General features: G+C 50.0%; 23 protein-coding genes and 1 tRNA gene. 16 read left to right on the top strand and 8 right to left on the bottom strand.

The features are described from left to right. The first annotated feature begins 532 nt into the window (after window positions 1-532). The 12 genes from Pan161_RS09975 (at window position 533) to Pan161_RS09920 (ending at window position 8,857) form a co-directional block, all read left to right on the top strand. Window positions 533-1,903, top strand: coding sequence for an alkaline phosphatase PhoX (locus Pan161_RS09975; RefSeq protein WP_145226351.1), 1,371 nt, complete (start codon window positions 533-535; stop codon window positions 1,901-1,903). Between the two features lie 189 nt (window positions 1,904-2,092). After that, window positions 2,093-2,953 (top strand): GntR family transcriptional regulator, encoded by an 861-nt coding sequence (locus Pan161_RS09970; RefSeq protein WP_145226349.1) that lies wholly within the window; start codon window positions 2,093-2,095, stop codon window positions 2,951-2,953. A gap of 83 nt (window positions 2,954-3,036) precedes the next feature. Next, the gene (locus Pan161_RS09965; RefSeq protein WP_145226347.1) at window positions 3,037-4,308 is read left to right on the top strand and encodes an RNA polymerase sigma factor; all 1,272 of its coding nucleotides are present in this window, start codon (window positions 3,037-3,039) and stop codon (window positions 4,306-4,308) included. 210 nt (window positions 4,309-4,518) lie between these two features. Continuing rightward, window positions 4,519-5,004: a VOC family protein gene (locus tag Pan161_RS09960; protein WP_145226346.1), complete on the top strand. Its 486-nt coding sequence runs from the start codon at window positions 4,519-4,521 to the stop codon at window positions 5,002-5,004. A 58-nt stretch (window positions 5,005-5,062) separates the two neighbouring features. Continuing rightward, entirely contained in the window at window positions 5,063-5,545 is a 483-nt protein-coding gene (locus tag Pan161_RS09955) for a VOC family protein (RefSeq protein ID WP_145226344.1), read from the top strand. A 53-nt stretch (window positions 5,546-5,598) separates the two neighbouring features. Continuing rightward, entirely contained in the window at window positions 5,599-5,991 is a 393-nt protein-coding gene (locus Pan161_RS09950; protein ID WP_145226342.1) for a YciI family protein, read from the top strand. Window positions 5,992-6,036: 45 nt separating this feature from the next. Next, the gene (locus tag Pan161_RS09945; RefSeq protein WP_145226340.1) at window positions 6,037-6,516 is read left to right on the top strand and encodes a DUF1579 domain-containing protein; all 480 of its coding nucleotides are present in this window, start codon (window positions 6,037-6,039) and stop codon (window positions 6,514-6,516) included. Between the two features lie 16 nt (window positions 6,517-6,532). Beyond that, complete coding sequence (locus Pan161_RS09940) at window positions 6,533-6,895, top strand: YciI family protein (RefSeq protein WP_145226338.1); 363 nt, start codon at window positions 6,533-6,535, stop codon at window positions 6,893-6,895. Between the two features lie 60 nt (window positions 6,896-6,955). Next, window positions 6,956-7,315, top strand: a complete 360-nt coding sequence (locus Pan161_RS09935; RefSeq protein WP_145226335.1) for a YciI family protein — start codon at window positions 6,956-6,958, stop codon at window positions 7,313-7,315. Window positions 7,316-7,408: 93 nt separating this feature from the next. After that, on the top strand, window positions 7,409-7,843 hold the full coding sequence (locus Pan161_RS09930; RefSeq protein WP_145226333.1) for a YciI family protein: 435 nt from the start codon (window positions 7,409-7,411) through the stop codon (window positions 7,841-7,843). 82 nt (window positions 7,844-7,925) lie between these two features. Further along, window positions 7,926-8,327 (top strand): VOC family protein, encoded by a 402-nt coding sequence (locus tag Pan161_RS09925; RefSeq protein ID WP_145226331.1) that lies wholly within the window; start codon window positions 7,926-7,928, stop codon window positions 8,325-8,327. 101 nt (window positions 8,328-8,428) lie between these two features. Further along, window positions 8,429-8,857 carry a DoxX family protein gene (locus Pan161_RS09920; protein WP_145226329.1) on the top strand — a complete coding sequence of 143 codons (429 nt, stop codon included), beginning with the start codon at window positions 8,429-8,431 and terminating at the stop codon, window positions 8,855-8,857. Between the two features lie 20 nt (window positions 8,858-8,877). Here the strand turns inward: Pan161_RS09920 and Pan161_RS09915 are convergent, their stop codons facing one another. Continuing rightward, on the bottom strand, window positions 8,878-10,035 hold the full coding sequence (locus tag Pan161_RS09915; RefSeq protein WP_232103682.1) for a transglutaminase-like domain-containing protein: 1,158 nt from the start codon (window positions 10,033-10,035) through the stop codon (window positions 8,878-8,880). Between the two features lie 244 nt (window positions 10,036-10,279). Between Pan161_RS09915 and Pan161_RS09910 the strand changes: the two genes are divergently transcribed. Continuing rightward, window positions 10,280-10,711, top strand: coding sequence for an OsmC family protein (locus tag Pan161_RS09910; protein WP_197995808.1), 432 nt, complete (start codon window positions 10,280-10,282; stop codon window positions 10,709-10,711). 71 nt (window positions 10,712-10,782) lie between these two features. On the opposite strand, the gene Pan161_RS09905 is transcribed toward Pan161_RS09910, so the two are convergent. Together Pan161_RS09905 and Pan161_RS09900 are read right to left on the bottom strand one after the other, a co-directional pair. After that, on the bottom strand, window positions 10,783-14,007 hold the full coding sequence (locus tag Pan161_RS09905) for an efflux RND transporter permease subunit (protein WP_232103681.1): 3,225 nt from the start codon (window positions 14,005-14,007) through the stop codon (window positions 10,783-10,785). A gap of 3 nt (window positions 14,008-14,010) precedes the next feature. After that, window positions 14,011-15,420 carry an efflux RND transporter periplasmic adaptor subunit gene (locus tag Pan161_RS09900; protein ID WP_145226327.1) on the bottom strand — a complete coding sequence of 470 codons (1,410 nt, stop codon included), beginning with the start codon at window positions 15,418-15,420 and terminating at the stop codon, window positions 14,011-14,013. 433 nt (window positions 15,421-15,853) lie between these two features. On the opposite strand from Pan161_RS09900, the gene Pan161_RS09895 reads away from it, so the two are divergent. Further along, window positions 15,854-16,441: a TetR/AcrR family transcriptional regulator gene (locus tag Pan161_RS09895; RefSeq protein WP_145226325.1), complete on the top strand. Its 588-nt coding sequence runs from the start codon at window positions 15,854-15,856 to the stop codon at window positions 16,439-16,441. Window positions 16,442-16,575: 134 nt separating this feature from the next. After that, entirely contained in the window at window positions 16,576-18,273 is a 1,698-nt protein-coding gene (locus Pan161_RS09890) for a LamG-like jellyroll fold domain-containing protein (RefSeq protein WP_145226323.1), read from the top strand. A 66-nt stretch (window positions 18,274-18,339) separates the two neighbouring features. Here the strand turns inward: Pan161_RS09890 and Pan161_RS09885 are convergent, their stop codons facing one another. The 3 genes from Pan161_RS09885 to Pan161_RS09875 form a co-directional block, all read right to left on the bottom strand. Then, the gene (locus tag Pan161_RS09885; RefSeq protein WP_145226321.1) at window positions 18,340-19,329 is read right to left on the bottom strand and encodes an aldo/keto reductase; all 990 of its coding nucleotides are present in this window, start codon (window positions 19,327-19,329) and stop codon (window positions 18,340-18,342) included. Window positions 19,330-19,763: 434 nt separating this feature from the next. Continuing rightward, on the bottom strand, window positions 19,764-20,348 hold the full coding sequence (locus tag Pan161_RS09880) for a hypothetical protein (RefSeq protein WP_145226319.1): 585 nt from the start codon (window positions 20,346-20,348) through the stop codon (window positions 19,764-19,766). 360 nt (window positions 20,349-20,708) lie between these two features. Then, a tRNA-Pro gene (locus Pan161_RS09875) sits at window positions 20,709-20,782 on the bottom strand. A 499-nt stretch (window positions 20,783-21,281) separates the two neighbouring features. Between Pan161_RS09875 and Pan161_RS09870 the strand changes: the two genes are divergently transcribed. After that, window positions 21,282-21,743: a PEGA domain-containing protein gene (locus tag Pan161_RS09870; protein ID WP_145226317.1), complete on the top strand. Its 462-nt coding sequence runs from the start codon at window positions 21,282-21,284 to the stop codon at window positions 21,741-21,743. 6 nt (window positions 21,744-21,749) lie between these two features. Here the strand turns inward: Pan161_RS09870 and Pan161_RS09865 are convergent, their stop codons facing one another. Both Pan161_RS09865 and Pan161_RS09860 read right to left on the bottom strand, forming a co-directional pair. Beyond that, a complete protein-coding gene (locus Pan161_RS09865; RefSeq protein ID WP_145226315.1) occupies window positions 21,750-22,583 on the bottom strand; it encodes an alpha/beta fold hydrolase in 834 nt (277 codons plus the stop codon). A 40-nt stretch (window positions 22,584-22,623) separates the two neighbouring features. Further along, window positions 22,624-24,297 (bottom strand): sodium:solute symporter family transporter, encoded by a 1,674-nt coding sequence (locus Pan161_RS09860; RefSeq protein ID WP_197995807.1) that lies wholly within the window; start codon window positions 24,295-24,297, stop codon window positions 22,624-22,626. Window positions 24,298-24,322: the final 25 nt, after the last annotated feature.

Raw genomic sequence — 24,322 nt, 5'->3', positions numbered from 1 at the left:
GTAAGTGCCACATTGTCGTCGTGCTGGCGTAAACTAGGGCGTGTTAAAGCGTAAACATGGTACTGAAAGAGGCTGAATGTGGTTCAAAATAGACATAAACAGGGTGAATGGATGCTGACTAATGAGAGCAGCTATTGTGAAATGGCCTTATTTTCAGGGACTTTGATAGTGAAAAAAACAACAGGCATGGATGCATTCTCACTTTGAGAAAAAACGGTCAACGCGCGCGACGCATAACAAGGGAAGTATGCTGGAAGCAAGGAGCAGGTCAAGTTGAATATTTTCAGCTGAAATTGAGCTAAAGTGATCATTTTCAACACAGGAGAGGGAACCATCGATTCGGTCGTCGCTTGTCCAAAATAGCCATTGTTGCGGGAATAAGAAGATCTGATTTAGGGATCTTCATTGTTTGTTCATCAAAACTTAATAATACCTTGTATTATTTTGCAAAAGTGCCAGTTCATTCCCGGGTTCTATGGTCGGAACCACAACCTGACACAATGTCCTGCTTTCTAATTTCACAGAGGGACTCGTGCGCACATCCTCATCGCGGCGTCAATTTTTAAAAACAGCTATTACAGCTCCGGCTGCAGGAACTGTCTTTTCCCGTTTTCTGTCTACGGTCGAAGCCAAAGGGCTTGAGAAAAATGATTCCGGTCTCAACCCGGTCCGGGATGATGCCACCGGTTTGCCTCTGTTAAAACTGCCGGAAGGTTTTCGCTACCAGTCATTTGGCTGGGTAGGTGATGTGATGTCAGATGGTGTGATTACACCGGAGGGACACGATGGGATGGGGGTGATTTCCCAGACTGGCGATGTGGTGACGCTGTGTCGTAATCACGAAATTAAGGGTTCGAAAAGCTTTGGTCCCGCTGAGCTGACGTTTGATCCCAAGGCAGGCGGCGGTTGTGCCAATCTGCAGTTCAATGTCAAATCGGGGAAATGGTTGAGGAGTTGGACGAGTCTGGCAGGTACCGTACAGAACTGTGCCGGCGGCCCGACTCCCTGGGGGACCTGGCTCTCCTGCGAGGAAACGGTGATCGGTCCGAAAGAAAGTTTCCGTGACATTCAGTACGAGCATGAAAAACATCATGGCTGGGTCTTCGAAGTTCCCGCCGAAGGGAAGGCTTCTGTGGAACCTCTGCAGGCTTTGGGCCGTTTCGTCCATGAAGCGCTGGCCATTGATCCCGCTGATGGGACGATCTACGAAACTGAGGACCGCGATACCGCCGGTTTTTATCGATTCCTGCCGAACGAACCGGAGGTCCTGACAAAAGGGGGCCGCTTGCAGATGATTAAGATCAAAGGCAAAGATGATTTGCGAACCGGTGCCAGAAGTGGCATGCGTTATGAAGCAGAGTGGGTTGATATTGAAGATCCCCAGCGCCGCAATACACCAGGCAAAGAAGACGGACTCGGGGTTTATTCACAGGGAAAAGCCAAGGGGGCAACGACGTTTGGTCGCCTGGAAGGCTGCTGGTTTGGCGATGGAGTCGTGTACTTTAACTGCACCAATGGTGGTGAAGCTGGTCTGGGGCAGGTCTGGTCCTACTCACCTCAGGATCATACCCTGGAACTGGTATTTCAATCGCCGAGTCATGAGATCCTCGACAGTCCGGACAATTTGACAGTCAGTCCTCGTGGCGGATTGATCCTGTGTGAAGACGCTGATCTGAAACCTCTGCGTCTGCATGCCCTTTCGCGCAAGGGAGAATTGAAGACCGTCGCCGTCAATAATATTCAGTTGAAGCCTGGTCAGCGCGGTTCACTGGAAGGAAATTTCAGTGGCGGTGAATGGGCGGGGGCCTGCTTCAGTCCGGATGGGGAATGGCTGTTTGTCAACATTCATGATCCCGGAGCGACGTTTGCGATCACCGGTCCCTGGGATGAGCTGGGCGTGTAGTCGAGTGTACTGTCGTAAGAGCTGTGAGAGAGTGTTTTATGCTTTTCTGAAGGTGTAGGCTTTCATACGCGAAGTGTGAATTGTAAACTGGATTGGATGGAGAACCTGTATTCTTTCGCCTCTGGTTTACTGATTCTTCCTTGGATTTAAGCACTTCACTACGAAGACCGTTGGTCTCAGAATCGCGTCATGTCTCTCAAGAACTACATCAAGAATGATCTGGAAATTCGCTTACGGAGCGGTCAGGAACTGCCGGCCCAACTGACTCTGGAATCGCTGGCGGAACATTACCAGGTCAGTTTCTCGCCGGTTCGAATCGCCTTGGCAGAACTGGTTGAAGAAGGATTGCTGCAGAAAGGGGCAAACCGCAGACTGGTTCGAAACGCTTCGCAGATTAAGCCTCTCAAACAGGGACAGAGCTCCGCGTTACCCGAACCGCCGGCAGACATGTTTGAAGTGATCACAAATGATTTTGTGAAGCTCAGTCTGAAGGGAGAGCCAATCGATATCCGTGAAGAAGTGACGGCGCGCCGATACAAGATCAGTCGTTCTTCGCTGCGGATTATCTTAAATCGCCTGGCGGGGACCGGTATCCTGGATCATATTCCACGGCGTGGCTGGCGACTTCGGCCGTTTCGCCAGGAAGACATGCAGGCATTTCTGGAAGTGCGGGAACTGCTGGAACTCAAAGCACTGGAGCTGGCGAAACCTCATCTTAAAGAAGAAGATCTACAGAAGATTCTGGATGGGAATAGAGTTCCTCAGTCAGCGAAAGAAGCCGTTCAGATCGATAATTCTTTACATGAATATCTGATTGAAAAAGCGGGCAATTACTACATCAAGGATTTTTTTCAGCGACAGGGCAGGTACTATGATATCCTGTTTGACTGGGAGGATCAGGACCGGGAAACAGCCATCGAAACGGTCAGGCAGCATCGTGCCATTCTGACAGCTTTGATCAAGAAGGACTGGCGTGCAGCCCGCAAGGCATTGTCCTATCACATTCGGGATAATCATCCTATTTTGAGTAAGATCATTAAAGGAAAATAGAGCCGGTCTGTCTTTCCTGACCGGTATTTACATGTAGATCGCTGAAGCACATTGTTTCCGTCTGAGATAAAAGAAGAAGTCAGATGAGTGAGATTTCCTCTGCAGAAATTCGAGAGAAGGTAGACGAAGTTTACCGAACCGAGTCACGTCGTGTCTTCGCGACATTGATTCGATTGATTGGTGATTTCGATCTGGCTGAGGAGGCGATGCATGAAGCCTTTGCTGCAGCGGTAGAACAATGGCACCGTGATGGAGTTCCCGCAAATCCCCGATCATGGCTAGTCTCAGCGGGGCGTTTTAAAGCCATTGATCATATTCGCCGGCGTGTTCGCTTTGATGAGGCACAACTTGAAGTCGCACAGCGACTGGAGGGGATTGCGGGACTGAATGCCGACAAGTCGGACAGTGAAGTCGAAGATGATCGTCTGCGGTTGATTTTCACCTGCTGCCACCCGGCGATTGCACCCCAGGTGCAGATTCCACTGACTTTACGCGAAGTGTGTGGCTTATCAACTGAGGAAATCGCGAGTGCGTTTCTGACTTCGCCTTCCACCATGGCGCAGCGGATCGTTCGGGGAAAGTCGAAGATCCGTGATGCGGGCATTCCCTATGTTGTACCAAACCGGGCAGATCTGCCTGAGCGACTGGATGCTGTATTGACGGTTGTGTATCTGGTTTTCAACGAAGGATATTCTGCTTCGTCAGGTGATTCACTGACCCGCAAAGATTTGTCGGAAGAAGCAATTCGACTGGGACGCCTGCTGCTGGATCTGCTGGATGACCCGGAAGTGAAAGGCTTACTGGCGTTGATGCTGGTCCACGAGTCGCGCCGTGAAGCCCGTTCGACTACTGACGGTGATCTGATTCTACTGGAAGATCAGGACCGTTCTTTATGGGATCAGGCAAAGATCCGAGAAGGAACAGATCTTGTAGAGCAGGCGATTGCATCCGGGGAAGTGGGCAGTTATACGATTCAGGCGGCAATCGCATCCATCCATGCTGCTGCACCGCGCGGCGCGGACACGGACTGGTCACGAATCATATCCTGGTACAATCTGTTGCTGCAGGCGACACCGACGCCGATCATCGAATTAAACCGTGCCGTGGCGATTGCGATGCGTGATGGGGCGGAAGCTGGCTTGCAGCTCATTGATGCGATTCTGACTCGCGGGGATCTCAAAGAGTACCATCTGATCTATGCTGCCCGGGCCGATCTCTGCAGGCGACTGGGGCAGATTGAGGCAGCGCGCTCCGCTTATGAGAAGGCACTCTCCCTGACGAATCAGACCGCAGAATCTCGATTCCTGGAAAAACGTCTGCTGGAACTGGCGCAGATTCAGGCTCAGTCTCAATAAGGTGTTTCTTGTGTAAGGCACTGAATTTATTGGTCTTACGAGGAAGATGTGTCCTTTCGGAAAGTTATTTTCCCTCAAATAAAAAAATATTTCTATCAGGTTGTCGATTCCGACGGAGCACGTTCGACTACAGGGTAATCATGCGGATTCGATTCTCCGCAGGGTCAAATACGCTTTCTCAATACTTCAGATTCTCAGTGGAGCGAAAACATGAATTCAGCAAAACAGAAAACAGATGTCAAACCAGTTCCCGCAGGCATGCACACGGTCACACCTCACCTGGTCTGCGACGGAGCCGCTGATGCAATCGCATTTTATGAAAAAGCCTTTGGTGCCGTCGAACAGATGCGGATGCCCGGTCCGAATGGAAGGCTGATGCATGGTTGTATCAAAATCGGTGACTCACAAGTCATGCTGGTGGATGCAAACAGTGATTGTGGCATACAGGGGCCCAAAGAATTGAGCGGTTCCCCCGTGACACTACATTTGCAGGTAGAAGACGCAGACGCGTTGGTTGAGCAGGCAGTCGCAGCAGGAGCCACATTGAAAATGCCTGTGACCGACATGTTCTGGGGAGATCGTTACGGGCAGGTGGAAGATCCGTTTGGGCATTGCTGGGCGATCGCGACACATGTGCGTGATCTGAGTCTGGATGAAATTCAGGAAGGCATGCAGGAGATGTTCAAGCAGTGCTGATTCGCTTTTGTTGTCAGTTTTCTGTAGTTCCATAATCAATTCAGAAGAGATCAACAACATGTCTAAGGGAAGTAAAATCACTCCGTTTCTCTGGTTTAATGATAATGCCGAACAGGCGATGGATTTTTATCTGTCGGTATTTCAAAACTCGAAGAAACTGAAAGTGAACCGGTATGGCGCAGGGGCCCCGGGACCTGAGGGATCAGTCATGATAGCTGCGTTTGAACTGGAAGGTCAGCAGTTTCTGGCGTTAAATGGCGGACCCATGTTTCAATTTACAGAAGCGATTTCATTTGCAGTGAACTGTGATACTCAGGATGAAATTGATGAATTGTGGGAAAAGTTATCGGCAGGAGGGGAACCGGGACGGTGTGGCTGGTTGAAAGATGCGTTCGGGCTCTCCTGGCAGATCGTCCCCAGCATATTGCCTGAATTGATGTCAGATCCTGATCCCGCTGTCCCCGGACGCGTGATGCAGGAATTGATGCAGATGACAAAGCCGGATATCGTGCGTTTGCAGGGGGCCGCAGCTGGAGATTAAATCCGGTGCAACATTATCACGATCAAATTACATAAATTGTTAAGGAGAGAAAGATGAAATTTGTCTGTCTGGGTTACTACGATGATGCAACCATGGAGGGCAAAACTGAAGCCGAAATGGCAGAGTTTATGGAAGAATGTTTTGCTTACGATGATGAGCTGCGACGTGGCGGTCATTTTGTCGGAGGCGAAGCATTACAGCGCGCGGAAGCAGCTGTAACACTGCGGATGAAGGGGGGGCAGGTTGATGTGACCGATGGTCCTTTTGCGGAAACGAAAGAACAGATTGGTGGTTTATTGTTTCTGGAAGCCCGGGATTTGAACCATGCCATTGCTCTGATGTCAAAGCATCCAGGAGTTCGTTTCGGACCTTTTGAAATTCGGCCTGCGAATGATGAGATCAACGCGTTAATTAAAGCACGTGATGCCGCCATCAAGAATTCCTGAGAGTATGAAATTAAACTTCCAATACTTTTATTAAAGGAAAATTCGATGTTTGATAAACCCCAGGCGGAACACAGCTGGCTGGATCCCTTGCTGGGAAACTGGTTGACGGAAGCGGAATGCCAGATGGGGCCCGGAGAGCCAACTCATCATTCAACAGGTGAAACGATATGTCGCTCAATGGAAGGAATGTGGTATCTACTGGAAGGATATGGAGAGGAACCCGAGGGTGGGCGCTGGTCGACCTTGATGTGTTTAGGTTACGATTCGAAAAAGAGCTGTTACACGGGAACATTCGTAGGGTCCATGATGACGCATCTCTGGCTCTACAGCAATGGCGTTGTTTCGGAGGGTACGAAGCTCATTCTGGATACAGAGGGACCGAATTATCACGGTGAAGGGATGACGTCATATAAGGACATTGTTGAACTGATCGATGATTCACATTGGGTACTCACAAGTGAAATGCTGACCGAAGAGGGAGAGTGGCAACATATTATGACATCACACTACCGTCGAAAGACTTAACGGGAGCATTCCGATTATGAAATTTATGTTACTGGTTTATGCAGAAGCAGATGCCTGGGAAGCAGAAGCACGCAAGCGGGCGCTGAAGGAGTCAGTCGCGTTGTGTTACGAACTGGACGCGGATAGCGAGTATTGTTCGGCTGCACCACTGCAGCCGGTGACGACCTCAGTGAGTGTGCGAGTTCGTGAAGGTGAAGCATTTATTACAGATGGTCCCTTTGCAGAAACGACGGAACACCTGGGAGGTTATTTTTTAGTGGATGTGGAAAATAGAGATGCTGCTATAGCGGTGGCACTTCGCATTCCCGGTGCGCGAGTCGGGACGGTTGAGGTGCGTCCTGTGGTCGAACTTGATAATCTGCCTGATTCGAAATCATAAAACGGGATTCCATTTGACTTGCGTTACTGATTATTAATCGAAGTATTAAAGGTGAAAACGATGAAATATATGCTGCTGATTTATGGTGAAGAAGGAGACTGGACCGAAGAAGAACGGTCTGCCTGCATGGAAGAGTCAATGCAGATTTGTCATGAGTTGAATGATAAAGGGCAATACCTGGCGTCTTCGCCCTTACATCTGGTTTCGACAGCTACCAGCGTGCGGGTTCGTGAGGACCGCCGCATTGTAACTGATGGACCTTTCGCGGAAACGACAGAGCAACTGGGAGGTTATTATATCATCGACGTTGATCATCTGGACGAGGCGATCGCCATTGCCAGTCGTCTTCCACCGGCGAAGAAAGGGACTGTGGAAATTCGACCCATTTTCGAGTTGCCAGAAATACCTGTCAAAAAATAAACCATTCTGTCAATACCGGCAATGCCTGTTCGACGATTGAGCAACAGACGGAAATGGACAGCAATTTAGATGTCATTAGAGAAGGAAATGCACATGAAAGTCATGGTGATGATCAAGGCAACTCCCAGTTCAGAAGCAGGTGAAATGCCGAGCGAACAGTTGCTGACCGACATGGGAAACTTCAATGAGGAACTGGTAAAAGCCGGAATTATGCTCGCTGGAGAAGGGCTGCACCCCAGCTCACGCGGTGCCCGCGTTCGTTTTTCCGGTACGAATCGGACGGTGATGGATGGTCCCTTTGCAGAGACAAAAGAGCTGATCGCCGGGTTCTGGATCTGGCAGGTGGATTCCATGGAAGAAGCGATTGAGTGGGTCAAACGCTGTCCCAATCCAATGTCTGAAGAATCGGACATAGAAATACGTCCGCTGTTTGAACCAGAAGATTTTGGTGAGGAATTTACACCGGAATTGCAGGCACAGGAAGATCGCATCCGGGCAGCTGCGGAGCGGTTGAACACGGCAGAATAATCGTGATCATGGTCCCTGGAATTTGCGTTTCAGAGATCGGAAAACTAATCAATCATTTCTCACACTGGATTCTGGAGAAGAGATGTCGAAAAAAGTATTCATAAATCTGCCTGTCAAAGACCTGGAAAAGTCGATGGCATTCTATCAGGCGCTCGGGTATTCAATCAACGAAAAGTGGACGGATGAGACCGCTGCGAGTGTAGTGATCAGCGAGGAAATTTATGCCATGCTACTGACTTATCCCAAATTTAAGATGTTTACGCCCAATGAAATCTGTGATGCGACAAAAAGTACGGAAGTCCTGGTGGCATTATCCTGCGAGAGTCGGGAGCAGGTAGACGATCTGGTAAAGAAAGCTGTTGCTGCCGGGGGAAGTACTTATAATGAGCCCCAGGACCATGGCTTTATGTATGGACATGAATTTCAGGACCCGGATGGTCATATCTGGGAAGTATTCTATATGGATCCTTCTGCAGCTGAGTGAATTTTAATCACGATCTTAAACAGAACAACAGGGTTCTCTATTTGTTGTATATGCTTTGATCTGTTTATCACTGCTTCCCGGCTCTCAACAAGGAATTAATCATGAATGACGCCGTTTCCATACCGAGTCAACGTCCTCATACTGCACTTGTCTGGATTGGTCGTCTGATCGCCGCTGCCATGGCATTCCTGTTTGGAATGAGTGGGATAATGAAACTCAAAGGGGGGCCCGAGTTGGCCGAAGGAATGGCCCATCTGGGACTGCCGGACTCAATGGTCTTCCCGCTCGCGATTCTGGAACTGACCTGTCTGGTACTCTATCTCCTTCCCTGGACGTCGGTTCTGGGAGCGATTTTATTGACTGGTTATCTGGGAGGCGCGATTTGCACACATTGGCGAGTGGGTGATCCGTTTGTGGTTCAGGCGGGGATAGGCGTATTAGTCTGGCTCAGCCTGTTTCTCCGTGATAAACGATTGTGGAAGCTGATTCCTTTCCGCTCATTGAAATTACAGTCGAGATTGAATTGTTAAGGATAGCAATCCCGGACCAGCTAATCGCTGTTGAGCGTTGAGAGGTCTTTGAATGGTTTCTTAAAGGCTTTGTCAGCCGTGTAGCGGTGTGAAGTCATCCAGGAGAATTCACGCTTGTTGATATTGGCCGGGTCTGGTTCAGGGAGGGCGATGCCATCTGCTTCGACATAGGCGGTGCGAATGATTCGTACTGGTTTAGAAGCGGGAGGCGCGAGTTCATAGTCGGTTCCTTTTGTCAGCAGCAGCCAGCTGTTTTCACGAAATCCGGAACGAAGCCGTTGACGAGCAGCGGTAGTGAAATTCTGTTTTTGCTGCGTTGTTAAATCGCTTGATGACTGAATCGCTTTGACCAGTTTCTGCGTTTCCGAAATGTCAAAACTGACCCAGCCATACGGGGGCAGGAAGGCTTCCAGTTTACAATGAGAGGGTGAGTTCTTGGGATAGAGGCCCAATCCATAGGTGACACGCGTCGGATAACCCATGGCCCGCCCCATCGTGGCACACAAGCCATGATAATCACTGCAGTGGCCACGTCGTTGACTCAAGGCATGGTTGGCATCTGCCTGTAACGATGCGTTGATATGATCGTAGGTCAGATTCTGATCGATCCAGTTCATAGCCTGTATGAGACCGGGGCTTTTACTTTGAGTCTCTTTACCGATCTGCTTCAGTACCTGTTGAAACTGCTGCTGGTCCTGAATATTTTGAGGTGTCAGATAAAGAGAGAACTGGTCAGGCCAGTTGGAAACGGTTTCGACAGTTTCCGGCTCAAGTTGCCAGTTCAGGTTCCAGGCCTTTGCCTGAAAGCGATGAGTGATGATCTGGGCGCCATGCGGATTGTGAAACTCAAAGTAAGCAAAGCGGTTTCCGTAGACCGGTTCACTGGAAATCTGCGGATTAACATTGACTGGAAAGGTGGTGAAATGACTGTCTTCAATTTCCTGCACTGCATCGGATTGGGGGACAGGAACCCAGACTTTCAGCGACTTGCAATGGTAGGGGGGAGTCACAATGATCGAAAACTCGACGTCATGAGTGACAGGTTCGCTTTTTTTCGCTGTATAAGGGGTGTCCGGTTTTAGTGGAGACGGCGTTTCCGCAGAAATGTTGGTGCAGGGGATCAGGGTGAGGATGAATAACAATACGAACAGATGAAAAAGTGATCTGTGTTGGAACATGAAATCAATTCCTCTGTTTCAGTCTGATTTTGATATTCAGATATTAGCAAGTTCGTCAGAATGATAGATTCTAACCTTGAAGACGGGTCCTGGCAATAGTGGGCTTCTCAATCTTGTTGATTTTGATTATTCAATATTTAGTCTGGATGTGTTTGCCGTCTAGTACGTGACATCATGCCGAGAATTGATTAAGCTGACGGGACAGTGTTGTTAATAGTATCAATTCAAAATAAAGGAATTTGTCATGACAATTAAAAGAACAGGATCTGCAGTCTGGCAGGGTGGGCTTAAGGATGGAAAAGGGACTGTCTCAACTGAGAGTGGCGCCTTAACCAGTTTACCCTATGGCTTCTCCAGCCGCTTCGAAGGTGAGCAGGGGACGAACCCTGAAGAATTACTGGGAGCAGCACATGCCGGCTGTTTCTCAATGGCCCTCTCGAAGATTCTGGGGGATGCCGGCCTCACCGCCGACAAGCTGGAAAGTTCTGCTGAGGTCTCTTTAAATCAGGTTGAAGGGGGGTTTGCGATTAACGCGGTTCACCTGACATTGAAAGCCAGTGTTCCCGGAGCAGATGCTGCCAAGCTGGAAGAACTGGCCGGAATGGCGAAGGCCGGCTGTCCCGTCTCGAAACTGTTCAATGCTGATATTACTTTGGATGTGACTTTGGTCGACTGATGTAATACTATCGGAATTCAGAGAACCCCAGTATCGATGAATCGTTTATCAATCGATTCTGGGGTTTTATTTTATGCCTGGTTTTCGATTTCAGGCAGAAGAACGGTCTCGAGTTTCTCATGTTTTGGGTGAGCCTGCTCACGACGGGATGCCATTTTTCGGAGCACGACGTAGAACACAGGAGTTAGAAAGAGTCCAAACAGAGTGACACCCAGCATCCCGCTGAAAACTGCCGTACCCAGTGCCTGTCGCATTTCCGAACCGGCACCTGTGGCAATCACGAGTGGAATGACACCCAGGATAAAGGAAAAAGCGGTCATCAGAATCGGCCGCAAGCGCAAGCGGCAGGCATCGACGGCAGCATTAAACGGACTCTTACCTGCATCCTCTTCTACTTTGGCAAATTCGACGATTAGAATCGCATTCTTACAAGCGAGTCCGATCAGGACGATAAAGCCGATCTGTACCAGGATGTTATTGTCCATGTCCCGTAACCAGATTCCAAAGATGGCACACAAGAGACAGAGCGGCACAATCAGAATGACAGCGAGCGGCAGAATCCAGCTTTCGTACTGTGCGGAAAGGGCCAGAAATACAAACAGCACACACAGCGGGAAGATGTAAATAATGGTATTTCCCGCGGCTTTCTGCTGGTAAGCGATATCAGTCCATTCGAAGCCGAAGCCGGGTGGCAGATTTTCCCGGGCGACACGTTCCATGGTGGCAATTGATTGACCGGAACTGAAGCCGGTCTTAGTGTCACCATTAATATCAGCCGAGGGATACAGATTGTAGCGGACAATTCGGTCCGGCGCAGTTGTTTCACGGAGTGTGACCATCGACCCGAGTGGAACAATAGCACCTGTACTGCTGCGAGTACGTAGCCGCGCGATGTCTTCGCGTTCATCACGATAGCGATAGTCTGCCTGTGCCGTCACACGATAGGTGCGACCCAGGAAGTTGAAGTCATTCACGTAAGCAGAACCAAGATAAATCTGCAGTGCATCAAACACGTTGCTGATCGGAACATTGAGCATGCGGACTTTGGTGCGGTCGATGTCTGCATAATACTGTGGAGTTCCGATAGTATAGTTCGAAAAAACCTGTACCAGCCCCGGTTCCTGTCTGGCCTGATTGATCACTGTATTGGTGGCATCTTGCAGGGCAGTCATACCGGCACCGGATTTATCCTGGATCTGCATTTTGAATCCACCCCCGGTTCCAATCCCTCGGACAGGAGGAGGGGGTATCACGAATACGTTGGCATCTTGGATCACGCTGACCCGCTTACGCAGTTCTGCGAGGACGGCATTGACCGACTGGCCTTTTGTTGCGCGGAGCTTGGCGTCTTCGAGTACGGGGAAAATAGCCGCTGAGTTGGAGCTGTTAGCACGCGTTGCTCCGGAGAACCCGACAAACGACACCGCATTGGCAACACCCGGGACGTCCAGAGCCATATCGGTAATCTGTCGCGTGACCGTATCGGTTCGATCCAGACTCGCTCCGGGAGGCAGCTGGATGGCGATAATCAGATATCCCTGATCCTGAGCAGGAATAAACCCAGCGGGAACTTTTGTGAAACCGAACCATGTCAGTCCCAGCAGCCCGACATACACGATCAGCATCAGGAAGCTCAATCGCAAGACTCGAGCGACGATGCCCGCATAGAGTTCGCTCGTGAAATCAAAAACTTTATTAAACAGGCGGAAGGGAATTTCACGCAGGTAGACCAGACCACGAATCACGCGGTAGCGGCTGGCAGAAGCTGCTTTTTCAGCAGCCTGTCTGGGCGGACGCAACAGCAGGGCGCACATTGCGGGTGTGAGTGTTAAAGAGACAAAGGTGGAAATCGCAGTCGAGACGGCAATGGTGATAGCAAACTGTCGATAAAACTGGCCACTGATTCCGGCAATGAAAGCAGTCGGAACGAAGACCGCGATCAAGACCAGTGTCGTCGCGATCAAAGCTGAACCGACTTCGTCCATGGCTTTGCGAGTTGCATCCCGAGGCGAAAGCCCGGTCGCGATCAGTCGTTCGACATTCTCTACAACCACGATAGCATCATCTACGACAATGCCGATGGCGAGGACCAGGCCAAACAGTGAGAGGTTATTCAAACTGAAGCCGATGGCATGCATGACAGCAAAGGTACCGACGAGCGAAATCGGGATGGCGATGGTGGGCACGATTGTAGATCGCCAGTTTTGCAGAAAGACAAATACTGTGAGCGTTACCAGCAGGCCTGCCTGCCAGAGCGTGGAAAAGACCTCGTCGATCGAATCCTCGACAAAGGCGGTCGGGTTGTAAATGACTTCGTGTTTCAGGCCAGGCGGAAACTGTTGTGCAAGTTCTTCTACTTTGCTGATGATGCGTTCTGCCGTCGCGACCGCATTGGAACCGGGGCGCTGAAACATGGCGAGGGCGACTGCATTTTTGTCGCCTAGATAGCTGCGTACGGAATAGTCGGTGGCACCCAGCTCAATTCGCGCGACATCGTTGAGACGTACCAGGCGACCTTCCTCACCTGTTTTGAGGATGATCTCGCCAAATTCTTCTGCGGTCTGCAAGCGTCCGAGCGTGTTCACATTGACTTGAAATGCTTCTTTGGTCTCAGGAAGTGGCTGCTGTCCGATGACACCTGCCGCGACCTGAATATTCTGCTGGCGCATGGCCTGTACGGCATCACCGGGTGTCAGGTCGAGTGCTGCGAGACGTTCCACATCCAGCCAGACACGCATGCTGTATTGCGTCCCTCCAAAGACCTGAATGTCTCCGACGCCATCCAGGCGTGACAACACATCGCGAATCTGCAGGTAGGCATAATTACTGATATAGAGTTGATCGCGTGAATCGTCCGGTGAATAGAGATGAATCACCATCATCAGGTCGGGTGAACTTTTGCGTGTGGTGACGCCAATCTGCCTTACTTCAGCGGGAAGTGTTGGCTCCGCAATTGCGACACGGTTTTGTACGAGCACCTGGGCCTGGTCAACGTCGGTTCCCAAAGCGAAGGAAACCGTCAGCGTCATGGAGCCGTCAGTCGTCGCCTGAGACTCCATATAAACCATATTGTCAACGCCGTTGATTTCCTGCTCCAGGGGAGTGGCGACCGTTTTAGAGATCGTATCTGGTGTGGCTCCCGGATAACTGGCACGGACAACAACGGTGGGGAGTGCGACTTCCGGATACTGCGCGACAGGTAACAGGAAGTAAGCCAGGCTTCCCACCAGTAGCACGACCATCGAGAGTACGGATGCAAAAATGGGACGATCAATAAAGAAGTGGGGGAATTTCATACCCTATTGTCCCCCATTTGAGCGGGCCGATGTCTGCGCCCCTGTCTGGTGAATATTTGAGGAAATTCCCGGTGGTGCAGGGGCGGATCGACGCGTGAGCCATTTTTCAGGTGGTACCGGCTCATAGTCATCCGGCAAGCCAGAACCGGAAGTAGCTTTAAGGGTTTCCAGAGTCGGGTCTACAGTGACACCGGGGAATACGCGTTGCAACCCGTGTGTGACCAGCACTTCCGATCCATCCAGCCCGGAACGAATCACTCTTAACCCTTTGACGATGGGGCCCAACTTTACGGCCTGTCGTTTGATCTGTTTTTCAGAATCAACCAGATACACATATTTTTCTGACTGATCACTGCCGATGGCGCTGTCGGGAATGAGAACGGAATCGTGACGACCACTGCCGGGCAGACGGACTTCGGCGAACAGTCCGGGGGTAAGCGTGTCATCATTGTTCGCGAAGATGGCACGTCCTCGCATGGTCCCCGTATTGGGGTCAATGCGGTTGTCTACGAAATCCATATGACCGATATGGGGGAATCCCTGTTCATCGATCAACCGCATGTAGACGGGGTTTTTAACGTCCCGCGAACTTTTACGTGTTCCTTCTCTTGAGAGTCGGCCGTATTTGAGGAAGGCCTGTTCGTCCGCATCGAAATAACAATGGATCGGATTGACTGAGACGATATTTGTTAAGAGTGTCGATTGTTCAGAACCACCGCTGATCAGGTTTCCTTCCGTCACATAACGTCGGCTGATGCGACCGCTGATGGGCGCCCGGATTTGAGTGTATTGAATATTTAACTGTGCAGCTTCCAGATTAGCTTTCGCTGTTTCTATGGCTGCTTCAGAAGTTTTAATCCGGGCATTCGAGGATTCGATCATGGCATCGGCTGCAGCCAGGCTGGCTTCTGCCTGTGATTTTTCACTTTTACTGACGTCGACATCATCCTGGGTTGTGGCATTTTTGCGTGCAAGTTGCTGAACGCGGCTCACACGCTGGTCTGCCAGGGTCAACTGGGCAGCTGCATCCGCTCTTTCTGCCTGAGACTGTTTGAGCAGAGATTTTGATTCAGCCAGCTTGGCATGGGCTTCTTCTATTCTCGCCTGGGAGGCATTCAATTCAGCCACAAACGGGCGCGGGTCAATGATTGCCAGCAGATCTCCTTTTTTGATCAACTGTCCTTCTTCAAAATGAGTCGATTGCAGATATCCGCTGACGCGGGCTCTGACTTCAACGGCATCGATGGCCGCCAGACGTCCGGTGTATTCATCCCATTCGATGACAGGTAAAACCAGAGGCCGGGCAGTGGTGACCTTCGCTGGTGGGGGAGCAGCCAGCGGGGCGGTGTTCTGGTTGCAGGCCATTAAAACCAGTGGCTGGATTAGAAAAATGATCAATGTCAATCGTGACATTTAAATATCTCCATCGTGTAAATATCTCCATCGTGAAATTGACAGATACCTGAGATCGCATCAGAAGACAAAATTGATTTTGGCGGTATCTGGTTGAGTCTCGAAATCTCTTGAACGCATTGATCCGGGATCATCACATCGGGCTCAAAGGGACAGACCCTGATTTCGGTAACGGGTTCGGCTTGAATGCTTCTGGCGGCCTTTTATGAAGCTGACACCGTTTCCAAAGCTGAGATTGCAGTCAAAAGGCGCTGATTTCTGAATCATTTCCAAACTGCAATGAAAAATCTTTATATGTTGATATGATAGGTCTTCACTATTGAAAGTTCCTATGCGGTTGAATTATATACTGACAGGTAAGAAATATACCATTCGACTTGGCCAGTCAAGTCTTATTGTGTACTATTCAGTAAGAAAAGGAGGTAGCCCCAGTATGTCGGTTGGTCGGCCACGTGAATTTGATACGAATCAGGCATTAGACGATGCGTTAGATGTATTCTGGCGGAACGGCTATGAAGGTACGTCCATTCTGGAACTGACGAAGGCGATGGGAATCAATCGTCCGAGCCTGTATGCCACCTTCGGAAACAAAGAAGCGTTATTCCATAAGGCCATTGATCGATATATGGAAATACGTGCCTGCCATCTTCTCAGTTCGCTGGACGAACCGACGGCCCGTGCAGTTGTAAAAAAACTGTGGAGTGGCAATATCGAACTGATTTCTAATTCAAAAAATCCGCGTGGTTGTTTTCTGGTGCAAAGTGCTCTGGCCTGTGGGGATGCTGCGGAGTCCATTCGCAAAGAGATGGTCAAACGCCGCACCAAGTGTGAGAAGCTGTTGTGTCAACGATTGGAACGTGCTATCGAGGAAGGGGATCTCCCCGCTGATTCCAATGCACAGCAACTGGCGAAATATGTATCGACGGTTTCTTATGGGATCGCCGTGCAAGCGGCAGGGGGAGCAGGCCAGAAACAATTGTGTGAAGTCGCTGATCTGGCACTGCAGGCATTTCCGGACTGAGGAAAACTTCATCGCAAATTCATCACGACGCGGTTGAGAATCGAAAACAGGGCGCGCTATACTGTAGTTTTATCTGGCTAAACAGACTTTTACAGAAGCCAGTTCCAATCACTCGCCTGAGGGAAAGAATAGTGATGAGCAACTTGAAACAGATTACCGGAATTTTCTGTCTGCTTTTTTCTGGAACTATTCTGATACCTCCATTGTCGGCGGCTGAACCCGACGAAAATCGAACAAAAAAACGCGTGTTAATCATCGGCATGGATGGCACACGGCCGGATGCGTTGTTAAAAGCGAAGACTCCCACGTTTGACAGACTGATGCGTGAAGGTGCATTTACAGATGAGACGCAGATCTTAGGGAAACGCTATCAGAAAAATGATACGATCAGTGGCCCCGGCTGGTCGAGCATTCTGACAGGCGTCTGGGCCGACAAACATGGCGTACACGATAATAATTTCAAAGGGAAGAACTACGAACTGTTTCCGCATTTTTTCAAGCGTCTGAAGCGGGAACGACCCGATGCAAAGACAGCATCTCTGGTCTCGTGGGAGCCGATTCATGAACACATTTTGTCTGAAGCAGATATTGCAGAGGTCGAGTCGTTACCACGTATGAAAAATCAGACAGCAGATCTCAGTGTGTCGGCTTCAAGGTTTAATATTGAGACACGGGACGGCAAGTGGCATCATCTTTTGGCTGTCCAAAAGAAGGATCTTTTGCAGTTGTATCTCGATGGTAAACAGGTCGCTTCACTGTCTGGTGTGGATCTGGACTTTCCACTGGGGGGAGATTTTTATTACCTTGGAAGAGATTCCCGTGCAGGGCAAACCTGTTTTCATGGTCAACTGGATGACGTCCGCATCTGGAAGCGGGCATTGTCGGCTGAGGAAATCGCATTGTCAGCAACAGAAACGGCCCAGGCAGATCAGTCTGTAGATCGAACGGGGCTGCTGGCTGAGTACCTATTTGAAACCAGCCCGGAGAGCGATGCAAAAGTCAGTCAGTTCTCTGATACAGCCGGTGATGCGGGAGGACCTTTCCCGGCGAAAGCAGTTTCGCCTACTTCAGAACTTCGTAGAGTGAAGTCGGGAGCCGGTTCTGAATCACAGGCGCTTGATCTGCCTGCGACAGGAGACAAAACGCATGGTATGAAGATTGCGATGACGGCACCCTTTCGAGGTGTTACCCGATCAGACTTTACTATCGAAGCCCGTTTCAAAACAACAGATCAGGGCCGTAACATTCTATTCGGAAATTATGATGGAAAAGCCGGTGCATTGAATCTGGAATTGCATCAAGATAATACTGTGCGAGTTTATGTTCAGCCTGCCGATCCGCGGAATGCCAGCTCTCTGGCGCGGGAAGGAGAACGGGACAAGATTATCGCGGCCAAGGCAGCACGGATACTGAGAGAAGAGGATCCGAATGCGATGTTTGTCTATTTTCATCAGACCGATGCGACCGGGCATGCGATTGGATTCAGCCCCGAAGTCCCGGAATATATTTCTGCGATTGAAAATGTTGACGTGTGTGTGAATACCGTTCTCAAAGCAATGCAGTCCCGGCCCAATTATGAAAACGAGGACTGGCTGACCATCGTCTGTACTGATCATGGTGGTCTGAAGCGTGGACACAGTAAGGGACATCAGGTACCAGAAATTCGCCGGGTCTTTCTGATTGTCCATGGCCCGTCTGTGAAACCGGGGCGCATTCAGCAACAGGCCTATCTGGTAGATGTGGCAGCAACCGCGCTGGCGCATCTGCTGGGGAAAGTTGACAAACAGTGGCAACTGGATGGCAAAGCGGTCGGATTAAAGGCAGAAAAATAAAATCGGGTTGGTTACAAAAGGGGCCTGAGTCGCAGAAGCCGGCTCAAGCCCCGTAGTTCTCGTCGTTCAGCGATTAATCATTTTCATCGCGGCTTCTGGGTATCGCTCGCCACTGGCCTCAATCTGTGCTGCACCCTCTTCGATTTGACTGAGTTCCGTCTCTGTGAGCTCAATCGCAGCGGCAGCCATATTCTCTTCCAGTCGATGTTGTTTGGTTGTACCGGGTATCGGGACGATCCAGGGTTTCTTTGCCAGCATCCAAGCCAGGGCAATCTGGGCAGAGGTCGCCTGCTTCTGACTGGCAATCTCTGCCAGGAGATCGACGAATGCCTGATTTGCTTTTCGGTTTTCGGCAGAAAGACGCGGGACCTTGTTGCGAAAATCGCTGCTTTCAAAGGTGGTGTTTTCATCCATTTTGCCAGTGAGGAAGCCTTTTCCCAACGGACTGAAGGGCACAAATCCGATTCCCAGTTCTTCCAGAACGGGCAGGATTTCTTCTTCTGGTTCGCGCCACCAGAGTGAGTATTCACTTTGTAATGCCGCGACGGGTTGAACTGCATGAGCCCGCCGGATGACGTCCACCCCCGCTTCTGACAAACCAAAATGACCGATCTTACCTGCTTCGATCAGTTCCTTTACGGTACCAGCGACGTCTTCGATCGGTACATCGGGATCAACGCGATGCTGGTACATCAGGTCAATATGATCCGTTTGCAGTCTTTTCAGGCAGGCGTCTGTTACTTTCCTGATATGCTCTGGTCGGCTATTCAATCCGGTCTGAATTCCCTGTTCGTCGATAGCGAAGCCGAATTTGGTGGCAATCTTGACCTGGTTACGTACCGGAGCGAGTGCTTTGCCGACCAGTTTCTCGTTCGTAAAAGGACCGTAGACTTCAGCTGTGTCAAACAGAGTCACTCCCAAGTCGACGGCTGCACGGATCAGCGAAATGCCCTTTGCTTCCTCAACGGGCTGACCATAACCAAAGCTCATTCCCATGCAACCAAGCCCGAGAGCGGAAACCTCCAGACCGCTGGTGCCGAGTGTGCGATTTTTCATTGTTCTTCTCTTTCTATGCTATCATCAACGGTTAATGCAGCTTGCTGGCTTCCGCGCTGCCTGCTCGATCTTGTTATTGTATCTTCCAGCAGACGTTACCGTTCTTAATCAAGCTTAGTGGTGTCTGATGTGGGATGCAATGGCAGGATTCAGAGCGGATATAGTCTGCAATGCAAGAACACATTAATCAGCATCAGAGTCAATCGGAGTGATAGATGCTGCCAGATGACATTTAAGGGCACTCAGAATCGAATTATGGGAAATGATCACTTCCTGGATAATGGCTGTGTGTAAAGCATCGTTTTGTAGAAATGTGGGCGGCGTAAAAGTTGCATGTCTCATTGCTCTTAATTAGTCGAATTAAGAATATGCCTCACAAACTCACCACAGTTGTTCACTCAAAAACGAAACGATGCTGTCTGAGAAATAGGAGTTTAAGGTACGAGAATTACTTCAATGTTGTTGGAGATATCGTAGGGCTTTTTTCCTTCCTCAGTTCTCACTTCTCCAACGATACTTACTGTCAAAGTGTAACTACCAGGGGGAAATGGATCACCCTTCGGTGGGTCGAAGTCGGAAGGTCCATTCCAGTTGCGCCCATCCCACTCGAAAGATGCCGAATAGACGCCGTTTTTTATCGTGCGTGCTGGTTTTTCATTTGGTGGACCAAGTCCAATATCCCGTAATGAATAGGACTGGCCATTGCCAGAAATGATTTCGAATGGAAATAGGCCGCTTGGCCCCGGCCCGGCCGCAGCCCCATCGTCTTGTGGACGTGGAATTACGTTGTCGATGTCTTGTTTGACACGAATCGTGTAATCAATGGTCACGCCGTTTGCTATCTTCGCAAGGGAGAAACGATATGGCTTCTTTGGAAATTCGATGGAAATGATGTTCTCGATCGTTCCCTTTCTTGCCGTTTCGGGTAAGTCGAATGTGTCAGCGGATTGCCTCGAGCAGCCAGACACAACAATGGCTAAAACGATTTTTGTAAGGGCACCTCTCAGAGAAATCATCATTTTCTTTTTCTTTTGAGCGAACGAAACTGCGGGTGCGAGGTTTTGATGAAGTCAACATATTTGGCGTCGAAACCGTAGAGAAAGTTCCGAGACTTAAGTCGGGACTCATATCGCTGCCGCTTTCTGCGGAGTTGCCGGTCATCTCGTTCACTTTAGATTTGCCAACACCCGTTTTTATGAATGAGCAGCCGTTTAGGCAAAATTAGACTGAGTGGAGCCGAACAAGTATCAGCAATGTCGTTCGGGCACGGCACTGGGATCAGGACACTGTTTGAACCGACCAAGATCGGTTGTAAACGCCGTGAATCTAAGCAGAAAGCCCTTTGACCTGCTGGCCAAAGGGCTTGTTTTGAAAGATAGTCGGGACGACAGGATTTGAACCTGCGACCTCTACACCCCCAGTGTAGCGCGCTACCAGGCTGCGCTACGTCCCGATTGTTGAAAACTCTGGTTGAATTGCTCAGAGTTCTATAACTTGCTGTTGATACGCACTTTATCGCACGCTCGGGCAAGAAATTCAAGATAACAGGCACACTTACCCGCCTTTGTCTACAAAATAATTTCCTGCATACCGCAAATCTGCTGTTTTCAAGATCTATTGAAACTGTGTCCAGTTCTACTGCAGCGTCTCCAGGGGCATTTGGATCGAGTATCATAGTACGGGAGACGCGATACTAAAAAATATGATGCGCTTTAGCATAACGAAACAGGATATAGTGAAGGGGTTCACAGTTTTCCAGAGTGGGATATGTTTGAGTTGTGTTTGTAACGTGTTATTTAGAAGTGACTTATGGTAGATGTGGATTATTTGTTAGAGAGAAACAGGTATTGGCAGAAATCAAGCATCGCTGTAGAATCCTCGCTCTTCTATCGGGTTTCCCGACCCGAGATCGAGTTATTTGCCGTTCACGTTACTTCTGATTCTAATAATCCATGTCCGATTCCTGTCAGTCCGACACATCTGATTTTTGTCGCGATACAACTGCGAATACACAGCGGTGGTGTCTGGTTGCGCTACTGGCTTTGCTGGCGATCACCCAATCTGGCTGTGTGCATCGGAGAATGACGATCCGTTCGATTCCCGCTGGGGCACTGGTCAAAGTGGATGGAGATGAAATCGGTTATACGCCGGTCTCGGTCGACTTTACGTATTATGCGACACGGGAAATTACGTTGACCAAGGATGGTTATGAAACGCAGACCGTGATGCAGAAGGTAAAAACTCCCTGGTATCAGGTCTTTCCTCTGGATGCGGTGTCGGACAACCTGCTGCCCTTCGAAGTGACCAATCGTCACGAGTTCACATACCAGTTGCAGCCCAAGGTAGTTGTGCCTACGGAAGAGTTGTTGAACCGCGGGAATATGTTACGCAGCGATACACAGATTGGTCAGTGACCGATTTCAACGCCGTTTCTGCTGCGCTGATTTTTCTATCATGAATTCCAGGATAGAATAACTGTCCTGATAGGATGTTGAGTGCCCCTGCTGGGGACGATCAATCAACAGGATTGGCCTGTTAAGCTGTTTAAGGATCTGAGCCAGGCGACGCGCACTGTCAGGAGGCACCAGCTGGTCCCTTCCTCCGACAGAAATGCTAACGGGCATAGTGAACTTTTCCGGCCAGTACTCGGCACTTCGCTTTTTATACTCTTCGGGAATCCCCTGTTTAGTGCCTCCGAATGATGCCTGGATCGCGGGTTGGAATTTGTCATACTCCAGGTGATTGGCTGTGGGATTCATCGCTGCGACGCCATCAATGAGTTCGGGATGCAGGGCTGCAAAGGTCAGACTGGAAGTGCCTCCCATGGAACCGCCACAAAGATAGACATTCTTGATCTGATATTGTTTTTTGAGATCAGCAATGATCTGGGCGAGGTCTGCCTCGGCTTTCGGACCCATCCAGGAAGTGCGGGCGCGATAGTCGGGTGATATATACAGCATCTGATGCTTCGCAGCAAAATCGCGGGCGGCCTGACATTCGCCTCTCGTTTCTTTCACAAACTGCCAGCGATCAGCTCCATGGCCATGCAATGCAATCAATAGGGAATGGGGCTTCTGAGAATTAAATGATTCCGGCAGCATGAGGACGTAATGTTGCTGGCTCTGATCACAGCTGGCTGTGAATGCGATGTCTTGAGGAGCAGACAGTTTCAGTTCGGGATCTGCCGCGCGTATTGAGGGGATCATTAATAAACAGGATAGCATTAACAACAAACTGATCTGTAATCGATTCATACTGAGAATTTTTCTACTTACCTGTCTGTCAGATTGTGATTTACCAGAAGAATCCAAAAATAATCCAAAAAGAAATGGCGATTAAGACCAGAGCGTACCAGTTAGGATTCAGGTATTGTGGCGTCGGTTTTTTGAAGGGACTGATTTTGATATCGAGCAATTCCTCCCGGCTTTCTGTGAGCCAGGTCTGTTCTTTGATCACGTCATCCTGTTTCAATACTAGTGCACTTTCTTTTTCCAGCCAGCCCCATTTAATTGCTGACAAAAACATGGCAAGGGCAGTCACCAGCATCGAAGCCGGGAAGGCATACCATTGTTCAGTCAGCAGCGGGCTGAATAGTTGGTGGTCGACCAGTTCGCGATCGATGAAGCCGAGCAATCCGAACGATGAGCCGACGATCAGTCCGACAAGACCGCTTTGACGGGGGACGCGTGAGAGAACCCCCAATAGATAAATGGTAAACAATGGTGTGACAAAAATCGGAATCAGTGTGCGAAATGCCTGGATCATATTGTCATAGCGCACAATGAAGGGGATATATAGAAACCCAATCAGCAGGATGCCGACAGTCGCCCAGCGAGTGACTTTAAGGTAATGCTTTTCAGTCTGATCAGTACAGAGCCAGCGGGCATAGATATCGCGTGTGAATAATGCGGATAACGCAGAGCCGATCGAATCGAAGGTACTGATGGCGGCGGACAGAATCCCGGCTACGACCAGCCCTTTGAATCCGGGTGCTAAAAACTGGTTGGCATAATAGGGGAATAACTGGTCAGCAGAGGAATGCTGCGTGAATTCGGGCACCAGGACGCGTCCCATGACGCCCATCAGCGTCGTACCAATCATGATAGGCATAATCAGCAGACAGCCGAAAAGCGTCGCCATTTTCATATCCCACAAAGAGCGGGCACCCATCAGTCGCATGGTCTGCGTATGGTTTACAGTGTAATAACCCAGACCGATAATCGACCAGCCCATGACGATCAGATAAGGGGAAGTCGACTGGCTGTCCTGAAATTGTCCGATGTGCAGCCAGTTGATCAGTGGTTGCCCTTTGGCATCGGTTGCCCCTGAGAGTTTTTGAACCGTCTCTGTCCAGCCGCCGCTGGCTGACCAGACAGCACAAAAGATGGTAATGCCGCCGGCGATCATAATCAGGCTCTGCAGGGCGTCGGTCCAGACAACAGACGTCAAACCACCCCAGGTTGTATAAGCGGCGGTGAAAATGACGAGGAGTACAATCAGGGCCCAGCATTGAACGGGTGAAAAATCAAGAATTCCCTGCAGCATCAGATAGATGGACCAGATCATCAGGCCGAGCATGCTCGTGCGATACTGAATCTGAATCAGGGCGCTGATAGTGCGGATCGATTTTCCAAACCGGGTTTCCAGGTATTCTGCGTTTGTGTAAAAGCCACCTTTGTAGAGCACAGGTACCACGACAAACGACGCCAGCACGGCACCACATACACTAGCGAGTGTGAACGCTGTGATGATGTGCATGCCATGGTTGTAGGCGTAGCCGGTGAGCGAGACTGCATCGGCGTTGTCCACACTGGTAGCGAATATGGAGAGCCCCAGTCCCCACCAGGGGAGTGAACGACCTCCCAGGAACCAGTCGCTGCTGGAATGGGTGCTGCGGGCCAGGTAAAACCCGAAGGCGATTACCGATCCATTGAGCACGAACACGATCATCCAGTCCAGCCAACTCATATATGTCATCCCTCTTGATTCGAAA

Source organism: Gimesia algae (assembly GCF_007746795.1).
Lineage (GTDB): Bacteria > Planctomycetota > Planctomycetia > Planctomycetales > Planctomycetaceae > Gimesia > Gimesia algae.
The sequence above is the reverse complement of the archived record's forward strand: the minus strand, read 5'-3'. Positions and strand labels throughout refer to the sequence as shown.